17 protein-coding genes are annotated in these 17222 nt (G+C 39.8%); 15 read left to right on the forward strand and 2 right to left on the reverse strand.

Going from position 1 to position 17222, the window contains the following annotated elements; all coding sequences use genetic code 11:
* The first annotated feature begins 26 nt into the window (after nt 1-26).
* The 5 genes from rpsA (at nt 27) to MR181_RS07660 (ending at nt 6387) form a co-directional block, all read left to right on the forward strand.
* Nucleotides 27-1262, forward strand: coding sequence for a 30S ribosomal protein S1 (gene rpsA / locus MR181_RS07640; protein ID WP_098044580.1), 1236 nt, complete (start codon nt 27-29; stop codon nt 1260-1262).
* A gap of 84 nt (nt 1263-1346) precedes the next feature.
* Nucleotides 1347-2660 carry a ribosome biogenesis GTPase Der gene (gene der / locus MR181_RS07645; RefSeq protein WP_242336699.1) on the forward strand — a complete coding sequence of 438 codons (1314 nt, stop codon included), beginning with the start codon at nt 1347-1349 and terminating at the stop codon, nt 2658-2660.
* A 203-nt stretch (nt 2661-2863) separates the two neighbouring features.
* On the forward strand, nt 2864-3139 hold the full coding sequence (locus MR181_RS07650; RefSeq protein ID WP_003717019.1) for an HU family DNA-binding protein: 276 nt from the start codon (nt 2864-2866) through the stop codon (nt 3137-3139).
* 138 nt (nt 3140-3277) lie between these two features.
* Entirely contained in the window at nt 3278-4543 is a 1266-nt protein-coding gene (locus MR181_RS07655; RefSeq protein ID WP_242336701.1) for a tetratricopeptide repeat protein, read from the forward strand.
* Between the two features lie 140 nt (nt 4544-4683).
* Complete coding sequence (locus tag MR181_RS07660) at nt 4684-6387, forward strand: KxYKxGKxW signal peptide domain-containing protein (RefSeq protein ID WP_242336703.1); 1704 nt, start codon at nt 4684-4686, stop codon at nt 6385-6387.
* 74 nt (nt 6388-6461) lie between these two features.
* On the opposite strand, the gene MR181_RS07665 is transcribed toward MR181_RS07660, so the two are convergent.
* The gene (locus MR181_RS07665; RefSeq protein WP_242336706.1) at nt 6462-7289 is read right to left on the reverse strand and encodes a phage integrase N-terminal SAM-like domain-containing protein; all 828 of its coding nucleotides are present in this window, start codon (nt 7287-7289) and stop codon (nt 6462-6464) included.
* 145 nt (nt 7290-7434) lie between these two features.
* Between MR181_RS07665 and MR181_RS07670 the strand changes: the two genes are divergently transcribed.
* The 4 genes from MR181_RS07670 to MR181_RS07685 are packed head-to-tail and all read left to right on the forward strand — an operon-like array spanning nt 7435 to nt 12049.
* The gene (locus MR181_RS07670; protein ID WP_242336709.1) at nt 7435-8646 is read left to right on the forward strand and encodes a CCA tRNA nucleotidyltransferase; all 1212 of its coding nucleotides are present in this window, start codon (nt 7435-7437) and stop codon (nt 8644-8646) included.
* A 6-nt stretch (nt 8647-8652) separates the two neighbouring features.
* Nucleotides 8653-10563, forward strand: coding sequence for an ABC-F family ATP-binding cassette domain-containing protein (locus tag MR181_RS07675; protein WP_242336712.1), 1911 nt, complete (start codon nt 8653-8655; stop codon nt 10561-10563).
* 15 nt (nt 10564-10578) lie between these two features.
* Nucleotides 10579-11541, forward strand: coding sequence for a thymidylate synthase (locus tag MR181_RS07680; protein ID WP_242336716.1), 963 nt, complete (start codon nt 10579-10581; stop codon nt 11539-11541).
* Nucleotides 11542-11560: 19 nt separating this feature from the next.
* Nucleotides 11561-12049 carry a dihydrofolate reductase gene (locus tag MR181_RS07685; protein ID WP_242336719.1) on the forward strand — a complete coding sequence of 163 codons (489 nt, stop codon included), beginning with the start codon at nt 11561-11563 and terminating at the stop codon, nt 12047-12049.
* Here MR181_RS07685 and trhA read toward each other — a convergent pair.
* Complete coding sequence (gene trhA / locus MR181_RS07690; RefSeq protein WP_242336722.1) at nt 12038-12676, reverse strand: PAQR family membrane homeostasis protein TrhA; 639 nt, start codon at nt 12674-12676, stop codon at nt 12038-12040. The genes MR181_RS07685 and trhA overlap by 12 nt on opposite strands.
* Nucleotides 12677-12858: 182 nt before the next feature.
* Between trhA and MR181_RS07695 the strand changes: the two genes are divergently transcribed.
* The 6 genes from MR181_RS07695 to MR181_RS07720 all read left to right on the forward strand — a co-directional run bounded on the left by MR181_RS07695 (nt 12859) and on the right by MR181_RS07720 (nt 17178).
* The gene (locus MR181_RS07695; RefSeq protein WP_242336725.1) at nt 12859-13701 is read left to right on the forward strand and encodes a DegV family protein; all 843 of its coding nucleotides are present in this window, start codon (nt 12859-12861) and stop codon (nt 13699-13701) included.
* 69 nt (nt 13702-13770) lie between these two features.
* Nucleotides 13771-14691, forward strand: coding sequence for an SGNH/GDSL hydrolase family protein (locus MR181_RS07700; protein WP_242336728.1), 921 nt, complete (start codon nt 13771-13773; stop codon nt 14689-14691).
* A gap of 3 nt (nt 14692-14694) precedes the next feature.
* On the forward strand, nt 14695-15285 hold the full coding sequence (locus tag MR181_RS07705) for a YpmS family protein (RefSeq protein WP_242336731.1): 591 nt from the start codon (nt 14695-14697) through the stop codon (nt 15283-15285).
* 14 nt (nt 15286-15299) lie between these two features.
* Nucleotides 15300-15527 (forward strand): YozE family protein, encoded by a 228-nt coding sequence (locus MR181_RS07710; protein ID WP_102168838.1) that lies wholly within the window; start codon nt 15300-15302, stop codon nt 15525-15527.
* 12 nt (nt 15528-15539) lie between these two features.
* Entirely contained in the window at nt 15540-16412 is an 873-nt protein-coding gene (ylqF, locus tag MR181_RS07715) for a ribosome biogenesis GTPase YlqF (RefSeq protein WP_242336735.1), read from the forward strand.
* Complete coding sequence (locus MR181_RS07720; RefSeq protein WP_242336738.1) at nt 16405-17178, forward strand: ribonuclease HII; 774 nt, start codon at nt 16405-16407, stop codon at nt 17176-17178. The genes ylqF and MR181_RS07720 overlap by 8 nt, the downstream gene beginning before the upstream one ends.
* Nucleotides 17179-17222 lie beyond the last annotated feature (44 nt).

The raw sequence follows: 17222 nt of genomic DNA on the forward strand, positions 1-17222 counted from the left end.
GATTGTCGCAAGGAGGATTTTTTTTAATGGCTGAAAACAACGAAAACAAAAACGATATGTTAGAAGCTCTTGATAGCATTGAAACTGTAAAAGTGGGTGATGTTGTTAAGGGTGAAGTATTGGCAATTGATGATGATCGCCAAGCTATCGTTGGTATTAAAGATGCAGGGGTTGAAGGTGTCGTCCCTGCTAAGGAATTATCAACCAAGCCAGTTGAAGACATCAATGACGCAGTTAAAGTCGGTGACGAACTTGATTTAGTAGTTATCTCTAAGATCGGTAACGATAAGGAAAATGGTAGCTACTTACTTTCACACCGTCGTCTTGAAGCACGTAAGGTTTGGGATGACGTTCAAAAGAAGTTCGATGCTGGTGAACACATTACTGCTAAGGTTACCCAAGCTGTTAAGGGTGGCTTAGTAGTTGATGCCGGAGTACGTGGCTTCGTCCCTGCTTCAATGATTACTGATCACTACGTAGAAGACTTGAACCAATTTAAGGGTCAAGAACTTGAATTCAAGATTATCGAAATCGAACCTAGTGAAAACCGTCTTATCCTTTCTCACAAGGAAATTGTTCAAGCTCAACATGAAGAAGCAGCTAAGGAAATCTTTGCTAAGCTTCAACCAGGCGATGTTGTAGAAGGTAAGGTTGCTCGGATGACTAACTTCGGTGCCTTCATCGACCTCGGTGGTGTTGATGGCTTGGTTCACGTTTCTGAAATTTCTTATGATCATGTTGACAAGCCTTCAGATGTATTGGAAGCAGGTCAAGAAGTTAAGGTTAAGGTCTTAAATGTTGATCCTGAACGTGAACGGATTTCACTTTCAATCAAGCAAACATTGCCTGGACCATGGGATGACATTGAAGAAAAGGCTCCAGAAGGCAGTGTCCTTACTGGTACTGTAAAGCGGTTAACCAGTTTTGGTGCTTTCGTTGAAGTCTTCCCTGGTGTTGAAGGTTTGGTACACATTTCCCAAATCTCTCACAAGCACATTGCTACACCAGCTGATGTATTGAAGCCTGGTCAAGAAGTTAAGGTTAAGGTCTTAAACGTTGATCCTGAACATCAACGTCTTGGTTTATCCATGAAGGCTCTTGAAGAACGTCCAAAGGATGAAGAAAACAACGGTAACGAAAACCGTGGTCGTCGTCGTCCTCGTCGTAACAATAACCGTAACTTCATGAACAACGCCCCTGAAGAAGAAAGTGGCTTCTCAATGGGTGATTTAATTGGTGATCAATTAAAGGGCTTGAAGTAATCGAGACCACATATTTAACTTAGAAAGGGGTATGGCATTTTGTCATACTCTTTTTATTTCAAATAAAAGAAGGAAGGTGTAAAAATGGCAAATCCAGTTGTTGCGATTGTTGGTCGTCCCAATGTCGGAAAGTCAACATTATTTAACCGAATCGCTGGTGAACGGATTTCTATTGTTGAAGACACACCGGGAGTTACCCGAGATCGAATTTATGCCCATGCTGAGTGGCTAGGTAAAAATTTTAACCTAATTGATACTGGTGGAATTGAGATTTCTGATCAACCGCTTCTTACACAAATTCGTCAACAGGCAGAAGTAGCGATTGATGAGGCAGATGTCATCGTTCTGGTTGTGGATATTCAAAATGGTGTTACTGATGCTGATGAACAGGTTGCTAAGATTTTATATCGTTCAGATAAACCAGTTGTCTTGGCTGTTAATAAAGTTGATAATCCAGAACGGCGAAGTGATATTTACGATTTTTACTCATTAGGTTTAGGGGAGCCTTATCCAGTTTCTGGAGTTCACGGTGTTGGTGTCGGTGATTTACTTGACGCGGTGATTAATCATTTCCCTGAGACAGCTGATAATGAAGATGATGGGACGATTCACTTTAGTTTAATTGGTCGGCCGAATGTTGGAAAGTCCTCATTAGTTAATGCTATTCTAGGTGAAAATCGGGTAATTGTTTCAAATGTTGCTGGGACGACACGGGACGCCATTAATACTCGCTTTACGGCTAAGGATGGTCGTGAATTTACAATGATTGATACGGCCGGGATCCGAAAAAAGGGTAAGATCTATGAAAATACTGAACGTTACTCATTGATGCGGTCAATGCGGGCAATTGATGATAGTGACGTTGTTTTAGTGGTTCTAAATGCTGAAGAGGGAATTCGCGAGCTCGATAAGCATATTGCTGGTTATGCTCACGAAGCAGGCTGTGGAGTTATTATTGTTGTTAATAAGTGGGATACAATCAAGAATAAAGACCACCGGACAATGACTGATTTTACAACCTTGATTCGGAATGAATTCCAGTACTTAAGCTATGCGCCAATTATCTTTGTTTCTGCTAAGACTAAACAACGGCTAAATCAACTGCCAACGATGATTGAAGAGGTTTACGATCATAGTCGTCGACGAATTCAATCAGCTGTCCTTAATGATGTTCTGATGGATGCATTAGCTGCTAACCCAACGCCAACCCAAAATGGACGTCGGTTACGAGTATATTATGGTACTCAGGTTGCTGTTCAACCGCCAACGTTCGTTATTTTCGTCAATGATCCAGACTTAATGCATTTTTCATACCAGCGTTACTTAGAGAATCAAATTCGCCGGGCGTTTGATTTTACGGGGACACCAATCCGAATTATTAAGCGAAAGCGTCAGTAAATCATTCAATTTGGTTATAAATTTCTGAAAAAAGGGTGAAAAAGCCTATAAACCGCTTGTCATCAAGGTTTCACTATGCTAATCTTAACAATGAAATTATACGAGTTCTTCGTATGTTTCGTTAATTTTGGACCACTCAAAATTAACATTCATTCATTGATGTAATCAATTCTGGTTACGTTAAATGTTGGAGGTGAAATTCAATGGCTAACAAAGCAGAATTAGTAAGTAATGTTGCAACTGCAACTGGTTTAACTAAGAAGGATGCTACTGCTGCTGTTGATGCAGTATTTAGCTCAATCCAAGCATCATTAGCTAAGGGTGAAAAGGTTCAATTGATCGGCTTCGGTAACTTTGAAGTACGTCAACGTGCTGCTCGTAAGGGTCGTAACCCACAAACTGGTCAAGAAATCCAAATCCCTGCAAGCAAGGTACCAGCATTTAAGCCTGGTAAAGCTTTGAAGGATGCTGTTAAGTAATTTTGGATTACTTGATAAATATTTAAAGGACTGTGAACATCATGCTCACAGTCCTTTTTTAGTGCGGCTAATAACTGTTTTTGACCTAACTATGCTAAGATAATTAATGTGATGTGGGGATAGTAGAGGAGGAAAATAATGACTTATTCTGAAAAAATGTTAGAACAGATCCAGGCTGGACAAATGCCAGCTGCCCAACAATCCTTCACTGAAGCCCTGGCTAAGGACAGTGATGATATGGTCTTTAGCTTAGCAGAAGAACTTTATGGAATGGGATTTCTGCACCAAGCACGGCAGGCTTACCTCCATTTGTTAGCTAAATACCCGAATGAAGATGAGTTACGGGTTAATTTGGCGGAAATTGCGGTTAGTGAGGGTCATAATGATGAAGCTTTAGCATATTTAGCTCAAGTCCAGCCTGATTCGGATGCTTACTTGCAATCGTTACTTGTGGCAGCTGATTTGTATCAGACCGAAAACGAATATGAAGTTACGGAAGAGAAACTGAAGGAGGCTTATCGGATTGCTTCTGATGAGCCAGCAGTTCAGTTTGCCCTTGGTGAATTCTATTTCATGACTAGTCGGTTTGATGAGGCCATTCAATATTATTTTGAGTTAATCCGAAACGGTTATACAGAGTTTGCAAAGGTCAATATTGCGGGTCGCTTGGGAATTTGTTATGCGCAAAGTGGTCAATTTAAGCAGGCACTTGGCTACCTAAATCAGGTTAGTCCAGAGTACCGAACCAGTGATATTCGCTTTCAAACTGGCCTGACAGAATTAGAGTTAGGCAAGACGACCGATGCGATTAAAACATTCAATGACTTAATCAAGGATGATTCTCAATACGCTTCTGTTTACCCTGAGTTAGCCAAAGCATACGTTAAGGAAAATAAGTATCAGCAAGCACTAAAAACGCTTCAAGAAGGGCTGGCTGTCGATCAATACAATGCCCGTTTATATGCACAGGCGGCTAATGTAACTAGCCACCTGGGAAATAATAAGTTGATGGATGAGTATTTAAGGAAGGCTCACGAATTGGATCCTGATAACTTAACAATTACTTTGGAGTATAGCAATTTCCTTTTGCATACGCATAATGATGAAGCCAACGTGAAACTGCTAGAACCGCTAATTGAAGAGGATGAAGTTGATCCGCAGATTTACTGGAACCTCGCTCGTTCATACCAGCGCTTAGAAAAATTTGATCTTGCTAGCAAGTACTACCGTGAAGCGGCAGTTACTTATAGTGAAAATCCAACTTTCCTAAAGGAATTAGTCAACTTTTACCGTGAGGCTGGTGACACTGAACAAATGGTTGAAGAATTGAAGCACTATCTTAAGCTCGTGCCAACAGATGATGAAATGCAAGAGTTACTGGAACAGTACGAAGAAGATTATTAAAATAATTAAACAAAAGCAACTAATGATTAGGCCACTTAGTAATCATTAGCTGCTTTTGTTGTATAAAAACACTTGATTTTTTATGAGGGGGGGGTAGTAAGATCTGTTCTAACGACAGGTATTAGGAGGAGTTAATGATAATGAAAGAACATAAGAAATTATATAAGTCTGGGAAGAATTGGGTAACCGCAACAATTTTGACAGCTGCAATTACTGCTACTGGGCTATATGCTAATTCACCAGTTCATGCAGCAACCGATGAACAAAATACTAATTCGACAGTGGCTCAAATTCAGAATGACCAAACTTTGACCGTGAGTGACGCTCAAACCAATAATCAGTCGATTGATAATGCTTCAAAGCAGGCTGAGTTAGAGCAACAAATTAAGCAAGCTCAGACTGAAGTTCAGCAAAAGCAGAATGACTATAATAATGCTAAAACTGCCCAGGAAGAAGCTAGTAAAGAGCTTATGAAAATCGGTGGAGATTGGGCAAGAAATCAGCGATATGTAAGACAATATAAAAATTACGCGCCCACAACGATAGATCTATATAATAAAACAGATACTCAATTATTTGCAGATTATGACCGATTGAAGAGTGAAGCTAACGATTTATTGACTTCAGAACCGGAAAAGTTGCAAGAACAATATTATAATAAATGGTTAGATGCTTATAATAAAATACAACAAATATATGATAATCGTAGGGGACATTTTTCTGATCAGGATCAAGCTACTATTGAAGAACTCACTAAGGAGAGGGAGAAATACAATGCAAAATATCAAGAAATGATCCCCTTAGTGAAACAAGGAAACAAGGCTTACGAAAAGGCATCAGCTGACTCTCAAGCCGCTCTTACTAAATGGAGAAAATTTAGGGATTCACCTTTACATACTGAGAATTGGGCAAACCTAGGCGGATGGTATACTTTTGATCCATCGTACCTATCCCCAGAGGATCAAAATAAGTACAATAAAGCAGTTGCCTTTTTGAACCAATATAGTGCAAAGTTAAATAAAATTAATGATGATTATACACAAGCTGCTAGAAACAATGATAATGCAACTCAAGCAGTTAATCAGGCCAGCAATGCCTTAGCACAAGCCAATTTTAAGTTAACAGCATTAAAAGCTGAGCTAGCAAAATTACAGTCAAGCGATAGCAGTGCTGGTTCCAGTACGGCAAAGCCAAGTGACAGCAGTGCTGGTTCGAGTGCAGCTAAACCAAGTGACAGTAGTGCCAGCTCGAGTGCAGCTAAGCCAAGTGACAGCAGTGCTAGTTCGAGTGCAGCTAAGCCAAGTGATAGCAGTGCTAGTTCGAGTGCAGCTAAGCCAAGTGACAGCAGTGCTAGTTCGAGTGCGGTCAAGCCAAGTGATAGCAGTGCTAGTTCGAGTGCGGCCAAGCCAAGTGATAGCAGTGCTAGTTCGAGTGCAGCTAAACCGAGTGATAGCAGTTCCAGTTCGAGTGCAGCTAAACCAAGTGACAGTAGTGCCAGCTCGAGTGCAGCTAAGTCAAGTGACAACAGTGCTAGTTTAAGTGCGGCTAAACAAAGCGACAGCAGTGCCACTCAATTAAATACTAGTTCAGGTGTAGCTCAGTCAATAAATGATGACAAGGTTAGTTTTGGTGCGGCAGATATCAAGAGTGGATTAGGTGATAAACCAGCTCAAGTAGCATTTGTTGCACCTAATAGCTCACAAGCAAGTAACCCAAGTTCAAACCAAAGCCAAAAGAAAAATAGTCTTCCACAAACTGGAAATGATAACTCAATATCATTAATTGCATTAGGCGCCCTTACAGCTATCTTTGGCTTAGGAGTAGTTAAAAAGAAACAATTCTAATTTCAAGTAAATAAAAGTCCCTTAACTTTCAATCCGAATGACAGAAATGTCAGGAAACGGAGTGTTAGGGGACTTTATTTATTATGGTTAATCAGTTGCTTTTGATAATACAGTAGTGAAGCTGGGTCCAACCGTAATTTCTCCATCAATTGGGCAGGAGAAAGCTCTGGATGATTGTTGAGTTCGTAGAGAATGTATGCCTGATGGAGAAATTTTGGGGCTAGGCTAAAGCCAAGATAACCTTCATCTTGACGCAGGTATTTATGCAGACCAGCATTTGAAAGTCCGGGATTATCCGGTGAGAACCGCTGCTTAAGAAAGATTTGGGGAGAATGTTGGAGTTCTTGTAAGGGCTTAATGAAGAAATTAAAGTTACTGATGAATTTCTTCTCGGTTTCATTAGCAGGACTAAGCTTTTGCCAAACGTTTTCAAAACCGGGAGCAAGGAATTCACTAACCGTGTATCCGCGACTGGAGAGAAAAATTGTTAGGCGAGTGTAAAAGTGAATTTGGTTATCATGGAGAATTTCAGGAAGCTTTTCAAGCCACTTAGTTGTTAACCGCTTATTATTGCTAGTTGCTTTCCCGTGGATTGTCAGGGTTGGGTAAATCTTGATTAACTTATGAGTAAAAAGGTAACGAAAATAACGATTCAGGTGGGAAAGGTTCTTGTTGTAAGTGCTAAGGGTAATCTTTTCATTTTCTTTTAGGGCAGTCAGGAAGGCACGAACGTCGGTTTCGGTAAGGTTAATTAGCTGAGGACTAGTAGCAAATTCTGGTCGATTGTCCATGAGAAAAGTGAAGAAATGAGTTAGGGTAGCATCGTAGGTCTTAATTGTTAGTGGTGCCAGTCCCTGTTGATTTAAGAATAATTGAAAACGGTCTTGGTATGGGTAATTCATGTTTCGTCTCCTTGATGAGCAGATATTTACTTTAACTAACATTTTAAACCAAAATCACTCAAAAGAAAAGAACCCACAACAGTTCACACGCCCTTGCTAGATTTGCTATAATCGAGGTTGACTAAAAAATGAAGGACTTGATTAAATGATCATCAAACACTTACCACCAATCTTTGAACCTGCACGACCAGTACTCCAAAAAATTGAGGAAGCAGGATTCGAAGCCTATTTTGTGGGTGGTTGCGTTCGTGACACGATCTTAGGCGATTCAATCCATGATATTGATATTGCTACCAGTGCTTATCCAAGTGAAATTAAAGCGATTTTTAACCGCACCGTTGATACTGGGATCGAACATGGCACGGTGATGATTCTTGATCATGGGACGGGATATGAAACCACAACATTTCGAACCGAATCTGGCTACCAAGATTTTCGGCGTCCTGATAAGGTAACCTTTGTTCGGTCGTTAAGCGAGGATCTTAAACGGCGTGATTTTACGATTAATGCACTCGCGTTGAAGGAAAATGGTGAGGTAATTGATCTTTTTAATGGTTTAGACGACCTAAAACATCATTTAATCAAGGCTGTCGGGGATCCTAATGAGCGATTCCATGAAGACGCATTGCGGATGATGCGCGCTGTTCGCTTTGCTAGTAAATTGGATTTCGTAATTGCTACAAAGACCCTTAATGGGATTAAGCAGAATGCACCTCTGTTGGACAAAATTGCGGTTGAACGGATTCGAGTCGAATTCGAGAATTTATTACTAGGACAAAATCCGGTAGCTGGTCTTAATGATTTCCTCCAAACAGGTCTTTATCAATACTGCCCAGGATTATCTGGACAAAAGGAAAAATTAAGTGGTCTGTTATTATTAAATAATTGGCAACTTCAAAACAATGAGCAGGCATGGGCTACACTTGTGACCCAACTTGGCTTGAGTTTACAAGAGAGTGGTAAGTTTCTTCGCCGGTGGAAGACTTCTAACGAACTGATCACCAATGTGAAGAAGATGCTTCCAGTGATTGCTGAATTAAGAACTAGTGATTTATCACCGCTAACCTTATTTAAGGCTGGGAAAAAAGCTGTCCAGGATGCTAATCAAGTTGCTAAATTATATGGCTGGGCGATTCCTGATGAGCAGTTAATGAAGCAGTATGATTTATTGCCCATTAAAAGCGGTAAAGAACTGGCTGTTAATGGAGGAGTTCTTATTAGTAATGCTGGGGTAAAGCCTGGCCCATTGCTAGGAAAGATCATTAGGAAACTAACAGTCCAAGTCGTTAATGGCGAATTACCTAATGATAGGGAAGCCTTAATTAATGAAGCAGAAAAACTAAAAAAAGAGGGATAAAACGAGATGCAAACAATGCAAGCCGAGGGATTAACCAGTACTTATGGCGAGAAAACCCTATTTGATAATGTCTCCTTTACAATTAACGAAAACGATCGAATCGGTTTAATTGGTGTTAACGGGAGTGGAAAGACCAGTCTTCTTAACGTTATTAGTAAGCGGAAAAGCCCGGAAAGCGGCTCGATCACTACACCAAATGACTACACGATTGGGTATCTGCAACAACAGCCAGCGCTTGACCCAACCAAAACGATTATGGATGCAATCTTTGAAGGCGATCAGCCTGTTTTTCAAACTATTCGGGAATATGAACTTGCACTTGATCGTTTTAGTAATCATCCCGAAGATCCTCAAGCAATGGATCGATACACGAAATTGCAAGCAAAGATGGATCAAGAGGATGCATGGGAAGCTGATAGCCGGGTTAAAACGATCCTTACCCAATTAAAAATTAAGAACGTTAGTCAAAAGGTTAGTGAATTATCTGGTGGTCAGCAAAAGCGGGTAGGCTTGGCCCAGGTATTAATTCAACACCCAGATTTATTGCTTTTAGATGAACCAACTAACCACTTAGATCTTGATTCAGTAGTCTGGCTTCAAGGTTTTCTTGCTTCTTATAAGGGAGCAGTTCTCTTGGTAACTCACGATCGGTACTTCCTCGATCAAGTTACTAATCATATTTGGGAATTGTCATTTGGGAACCTTTATCACTATGATGGTAATTACCAAGACTTTGTTCGGCAAAAGGCAGAACGAGTAGAGTTAGCTAAGGATACCGAGAAAAAGAATCAACAGTTATACAAGAAGGAATTAGCTTGGATGCGAACCGGTGCTAAGGCACGATCAACCAAGCAAAAAGGACGGATTAATCGTTTCCATGAACTCGAAAATAAGGTCGGTAATCTGAAAACTGACGAGGATATTTCGATTAATTTGGGTTCTCAACGGCTCGGTAAAGATGTAATTAAGTTTAAGAATGCTGATTTGACCCTGGGTGATCACCAGATTCTCCATAATTTTGATTGGTTGGTTCAGGCTGGCGATCGAATTGGAATTACCGGTGAAAATGGCGCGGGGAAGACCAGTCTATTGAATGTAATTGCGCAACGAGTACCGTTGGATAGTGGAGTGCTCAAAATTGGTGAAACAGTAAAGCTTGGTTACTATACTCAGCAAACTGAGGGAATTGATGATGATAAACGAATGATTAGTTTTCTGAGTGAAATTGCCGAAAATGTCACCGATAAGGATGGCAATAAGCTTAGCGTTACTCAGCTTCTTGAGCGTTTCTTATTTCCCCGCTTTATGCACGGAACATTGATTAGGAAGCTTTCGGGTGGTGAGAAGCGACGCCTGTACTTGCTGAAAATCCTTATGCAGCAGCCCAACGTCCTTCTTCTTGACGAACCAACTAACGATCTTGATATTGGAACATTAACGGTTTTAGAAGATTATCTGGATAACTTTGCGGGAACTGTTATTACAGTTTCTCATGATCGCTATTTCTTGGACAAAGTAGCTGATGACTTGTTAATTTTCCACGGTAATGGTGATATTCAACGTTATACTGGACGCTTTACTGATTACCTTACTGATGCTAAAAAGCAGGCTGAAGAGGAGCAACAGCAAAAACGCGCTGCAAAAAAGCAACAAACAGCTAAGCATCAACAATCAGTACCAAGTTCAAGTGAAAAGAAAAAAACTAAGCTAACGTATGCGGAAAAGTTGGAATGGGATCATATTGACGATGATCTTGATCAACTTGATAATAAGCGTAAAGCAATTGAAGAACAGATGACTGAGCAGTCTGCTAATTATCAAAAACTAGCCGAATTGCAAAAGAAGCTAGATCAGGTCAAAAAAGAAATTGACGATAAAACAGCACGATGGGAATATTTAAGTAACTATATTGACTAATGATGAGGATACGTAATGGTAATCAATGAAAATGAGCAACAATATTTAAATTTAGCGCAATATGTGTTGGAGCATGGTCACACTAAGGGTGATCGTACCGGCACGGGGACAAAATCTGTTTTTGGCTATCAGATGCGGTTTAATCTTGAAGAAGGATTTCCGCTACTTACAACCAAGAAGGTTCCGTTTGGCCTAATAAAAAGTGAATTGTTATGGTTTCTTCGGGGAGATACTAACATTCAATTCCTTTTAAAACACAAAAATCATATTTGGGATGAGTGGGCATTTAAAAAATGGGTAGAGAGTGATGAGTATCATGGTCCAGATATGACGGATTTTGGTCATCGCTGGCTTCAGGATCCTGAGTTTAAGAAGGTCTATTTAAAAGAAAAACGTGATTTTTGTGACCGGATTGTTAACGATGATGATTTTGCTAAGAAATATGGTGACTTGGGATTAGTTTATGGTAGTCAGTGGCGTCATTGGAAAACCAGCAATGGGCAAACAATTGATCAAATTGCTAATGTGATCCATCAAATAAAAACGACCCCGGATTCGCGACGGATGATTGTTTCTGCCTGGAACCCGGAAGATGTTCCATCAATGGCCTTACCTCCTTGCCATACAATGTTCCAGTTTTATGTGAATGACGGGAAGTTAAGTTGCCAACTATACCAGCGAAGCGCCGATATCTTTCTTGGAGTGCCATTTAATATCGCTAGTTATGCATTGTTAACGCACATGATTGCTCATCAATGCGGGCTGCAGGTAGGTGATTTTGTTCATACTTTGGGGGATGCTCATATTTATTTGAATCATCTTTCACAGATTAAGGAACAATTATCACGAACGCCGCATAAGGCGCCTAAATTAATCTTACCGGATGAACCTAAGGCGATTGACGAATACCAGATGAGTGATATTAAATTGGAAGACTACACTCACGAACCAGCCATTAAGGCACCAGTTGCAGTTTAAATTAAGGGGAGACAAAGAAATGCGTGAAGTTAATTTTATTTGGGCTGAGGATCTTGATGGTTGGATTGGAAAGGATAACCAATTGCCTTGGCATGTTTCTGCAGACTTAAAACATTTTCGCAAATTAACAGCTAATCACCCAATTATTATGGGAAGGAAAACCTATAATTCAATTGGTCAGCCGTTACCACACCGGCAGAATATTGTGTTAACACATCAATCAATTGCTAATGATCAGGTTACGGTTGTCCATGATGTTGAAACTCTCGACCAGCTGATTGATGCGTTACCGGATAATCAGGTATATGTAATTGGTGGCGCACGAATTTTCTCCTTAATGATGCCGTTAGTAAATAAACTTGAGCGAACAATCATTAATGGTCATTATAACGGTGACGTAAAAATGCCATCGATCAGTTATGATCAATGGCATTTGATTAACCGTGATGAAGTTAATGAAGATGGTCAGACTAGTTGTTGGTTTGAAACCTGGGAGTTAAACAAATAAAAGGATTGAAAAGAACATAAAAGTAGTTCCTCCTAGTACAAAGATATGCCAAATAAGGTGAGTGTACTGTGTTGGCCGACTGTAAAATAGTGCGCCGATTGTAAAGGTTAAGCCACCCGCAAAGAGTAAGCCAAACCCAACGGGACCTAAGGCATCCCAAAGCGGCCAAAAGGCGACAATACATAACCAGCCCATCAGGACGTATAAGAGAGTTGACCAGTGACTTTTTTTCCTTAACCAAATACTTTTGTAGACAACGCCTATAATTGCAAGTGCCCAAATAACCCCAAATAGGGTCCAGCCTTCCCAACCCTTAATACTTACAAGACAATAAGGAGTATATGTCCCAGCAATTAGGATATAGATAAAATCATGATCAAAGATTTGGAAAATTCGTCGTGCTTTGGTAAAGTAGAGCGAATGATAAAGTGTAGAGAAAAGATAAAATAATACGAGGGTACTTCCATATATTGTAAAAGTAACGATTCTCATTGGGCTACCCGTATGCACGGCTTTAAGTATTAGGAGTACTAAACCAGCAACTGCAAGGGCGAGACCAATCCCATGGGTAATTGCATTTCCAATTTCAATAATTACTGAATGTTTTGTTTCTCTGCTTTTTTCCATTTTTCTACCCCTTTCGTGTAATGTAGCAATGAATTTTACTGCTACTTTTGCTATACTTAAATAATAAATAAACAAGTTGACCAGCGCAAATTTATGTCGCATAATGGTTCGTGAAACTTTGTCATCTAGTTTCTAAGACTAGATTATTATAACATAACATTTTCTAGGAAGAGTGAATTTTCATGGGAAAGATTAAGATCGTTTGTGATTCCTCTGCAGGATTAACAGAAGAAGAAATAAAGAAGTATAACATTACGGTTATTCCATTAACGGTAATGATTGATGGAACTGTATATGTGGAACGGGAAACAATTACTAATGACCAGTTCCCAGAATTAATGAAAAACGCTAAATCATTACCTAAAACATCCCAACCACCAATTGGACGGTTTGTTGATGCGTTTAATAAACTTGGTGAAGACGGCAGTGAGGTTCTATGTGTCAACATGATGGAATCTATTAGTGGAACTGTTCACGCAGCTGAACAAGCTGCAGGGATGACGAAGACTAAGGTTACTGTTTACGACTCCCAGACAACCGACCGGGGAATGGCTTTCCAGATCGTTGAGGCTGCTAAAGTAATTGAAAATGGTGGCTCTGTTGAAGATGCGATCGAACGAATGAAGTATGTTCTTGCACATTCTAAGCTTTATTTGGCAATTGATAACTTAGACAATTTGGTTGCTGGTGGTCGTGTCAGCAAATTTGCGGGGGCCCTCTCTAATTTATTAAACATTAAGTTGATGCTTCAAGTTTATGGCGGCCAGATCCATATTATTATGAAGGGTCGGGGAAAGAAGGCCCTTCATAAAGAGTGGAATCGAATTTTAGATGAAATGAAAAATGGCCCTAAAGTTATGGGCGCTGGTATTTCTCATGTTGAAGGGGATAGTGAAGTCAACCGTCTTTTAACGAAGATTAAAGAATTTGAACCTAATCTTGATGTCGTAGTCCGGGAAACGGTGCCGATTATTGCCACTCATACTGGTTTAGGAGCTTGTTGTTTGCTTTACTATACTGAATAGTTTAAATTTAAACATTTCGGAAGCGGTCATAGTCACTATGCCGCTTTTTTGGTGAAGGGTGAAATAATAATGAAAAAAATAAAGTGGTTATGGGGCGCCTTGCTGTTGGTTCTGCTTATAGTTGGTGGATGGTATGGCTATCAGTATTTTATTCGGCCATCAATAAGTCAGGAGCATCAGGTTAAACGCATTGAAAAGCGCCATATAAAGCTGGTAGCAGTTGGTGATTCACTTACCTATGGACAGGGTGATGAGAAGAAAAATGGCGGCTATGTAGGCATTATAAAGCAGAAGATTCAGGATAAGTATAAGAAGACTAGTGTTTCGACCGTTAACTACGGTGTAAGTGGTGATCGTTCTGACCAGATCCTTGCTCGGCTAAATAAGCAGGCAGAGATGCGGAAAGATTTAAGAAACGCTGATGTAATCATAATGACGGTTGGTGGTAATGATTTAATGCAAACACTGGAAAAGGACATTATGATGCAATCACAAGCCAAAATTCAGTCGAGCATTAATCAAGCACAGGGGATATATGAGGATAAATTAAACCAACTATTTACAGCCGTAAGAAAAGAGAATAAACATGCACCGATCTTTGTAATGGGTATTTATAACCCGGTTTACACATACTTCCCAGATGTAGCTGCAATTAACGACTCAATCAATCAGTGGAATCAGGCAACTCGAAGTGTTACAAAGAAATATTCAAAAATGCATTTTGTTAGTATTTATAAGGTAATGTCATATGGCCAATACCAAACAAAGGCTCAACGACAACAATTGATTCAACAGGAAGAAAAGGTGAACCATGGAAAGGTTCAGCAATCACAACTGTTATCGATCATGAGTAACAAAGACCGTAATCTGAACGAATACATTTCGACTGAAGATAATTTTCATCCGAATAATTTAGGATATCAACACATGGCAAGTCAATTGTTTAAGAGCATGGTTAAGTATGATAGTTGGGAATATGTGAGGAAATAGTTAATGAATAGTAAAAAACAGATTAACTGGTGGAAATGGGCATTTATTACTTTAGTATTATTAATTGTGATTAGCTGTGGTGTTATTCTTCAGCGAGCAACCGCACCAGCACCACAAGCAGAAATGTCGCAAACCACCAAGGCTAATGATTCATCATTAATGGTGGAGTTAAACCGCAAACAAGTAAATGCCTTATCAGCAAACTATTTGGATAATTTTTTAAAGGATAATAAAATTAAATATAAGTTTATTGTTGGTGAAAAATACGCAACTTTAGTTGGGGATACTAAGTTCCTTGGTACTAAGGTTCGGTTCGCAATTAATTTTATTCCCGAACGGACAAGTCAGGGAAACATTCTTTTGCGTGCTAAAGGATTAAGCGTTGGTCGCCTCAATATTCCGATTAAATTTGTGATGGGATATATCGCCAAAAATTATAATATTCCTAAGTGGGTTTCTATTAACCCAAAGAAAAAGACTGTTTTACTAGATTTAAATCGTTATAGTAGGAATCGGCAATTAAAGTATTCGGCACAAGAAATTAACATGCAGGATGGTCAGTTTAAATTTCTAATTACTGTTCCTGAAAAATAAAAGGAGGGGATTAGATGGCAGTTCGTGAAAGCTTTTATCACTATTTAATGACCCAGAGAAAGCCTACGGATGCGGATGAAGTTGAACAGTTTGCTAATAATGCATTCTATGATTCAGCTTTTCCAAAGCAGTCAACAGATTTTGACGAAATTTCAAAGTACCTAGAAGAAAATGCGGATTATTTACCGTCAATGACAATCTTTGATACCGCATGGCAACAATATCGCGATGCAATGAATTAGGAGGTAAGGTAAATGGCTACAATTCAATGGTTCCCTGGACATATGGCAAAGGCGCTTCGACAAATTCGTGAACAAATGTCCTTAGTTGATATTGTCTTTGAACTAGTTGATGCCCGGGTTCCTTATTCCTCACAGAATCCAGAAATAGCGTTAGCAGCAGGTGATAAGCCGCGTTTATTAATTATGACTAAAACGGATCTTGCTGATCCTAAACGGTTAGGTGAATGGCTAACTTACTTTAAGGAACATAACCAGCCAGTAGTAGCACTTGATTCTCGTCAACAAAATGTTAGTAAAATTGTTACCGCTAAGAGTAAGGAGATCCTTCATGATAAGCTAGCAGAAGAAGCAGCCAAGGGATTAAAAAAGCGGCCTATTCGAGCAATGTGCGTGGGGGTTCCCAATGTTGGAAAATCAACCCTATTAAACCACCTGGTCAAAAAGAACGTTGCTGTAACAGGAAACCGTCCAGGAGTTACAACTGGTCAACAGTGGCTACGTTCATCAGCTGAGTTGGAATTGCTAGATACACCCGGAGTTCTTTGGCATAAATTTGCCAGTCAGAAGCAAGGAATAATGCTTGCTTTGTCAGGGGCAATTAAAGATAGTCTTTACGCTAAAGACGATGTTGCCTTATTTGCCCTTGACTATCTTCGTTGCCAACAACCTGAAGAATTAAAGAAACGGTACCGATTAACGGATGCCGACTTAGATGAAAGTGTTTCTAATCCAGATTTATTATTAAGAATTACGGAAAAAATGGGTTTTCGTGATGACTATGATCGGGCTAGTGAACGGTTAATCTTTGAATTACGTAAGGGAAAGTTAGGCCCCATTACGATGGAAGTTCCAGCTGACTTAAATGAGGATGGCGTTAATGAGTAAGCAAACGATTGCGGAGATTAAACAAGCGCTTCAAACAGTGCATGATTCGAATTCGCCATTATTACTAGAACTAGCTCAGGATCCGCGAAAGGGAGTCCAAAATGCCCTTCAGCAGTGGCAGCGACGAGAAGAACACTATCAAAAAGCATTAGCTGCATTTCATCAGCGGTTTAAATTTGAAAAACAGTATTGGCAGCAAGGATGCCAGTATGTTGCTGGAATGGATGAAGTCGGTCGTGGTCCATTAGCAGGGCCGGTTGTAACGAGTGCTGTTATTTTAAGTTCAGACTTTGATTTGATCGGGGTCACTGACTCGAAACAGTTAACCCGCCATGAGCGAGAAAACCTTTACCTGCAAATTGTTAACGAAGCAGTTGAAGTTAGCATTGCGGTTAATGATTCGCCAAAAATCGATCAGTTAAATATCTATGCAGCAACGCAAGACGCGATGATGACAAGCGTTCGTCAATTACATCATCAGCCCGAACACTTAATTGTTGATGCTGTTCCTTTACCGGCACTTGATATTCCCCAAACAACTTTAATTAAGGGAGATCAAAAATCAATTAGTGTAGCAGCAGCTAGTATTGTAGCTAAGGAGTATCGAGATCATCTGATGCGCGATTATGATCAGGTTTATCCTGGGTATGACTTTGCTGAAAATATGGGATACGGGACAAAAAAGCATTTAGCTGGTTTACGTAAATTAGGGGCGACCCCAATTCACCGCCGTTCATTTAATCCAGTTCCGGAATATTTAAAATAATAGTAAATTGAAAATTCTCCGTACTGTAATAGTAGGGGGAATTT

The organism is Limosilactobacillus urinaemulieris (assembly GCF_932750685.1).
GTDB lineage: Bacteria > Bacillota > Bacilli > Lactobacillales > Lactobacillaceae > Limosilactobacillus > Limosilactobacillus urinaemulieris.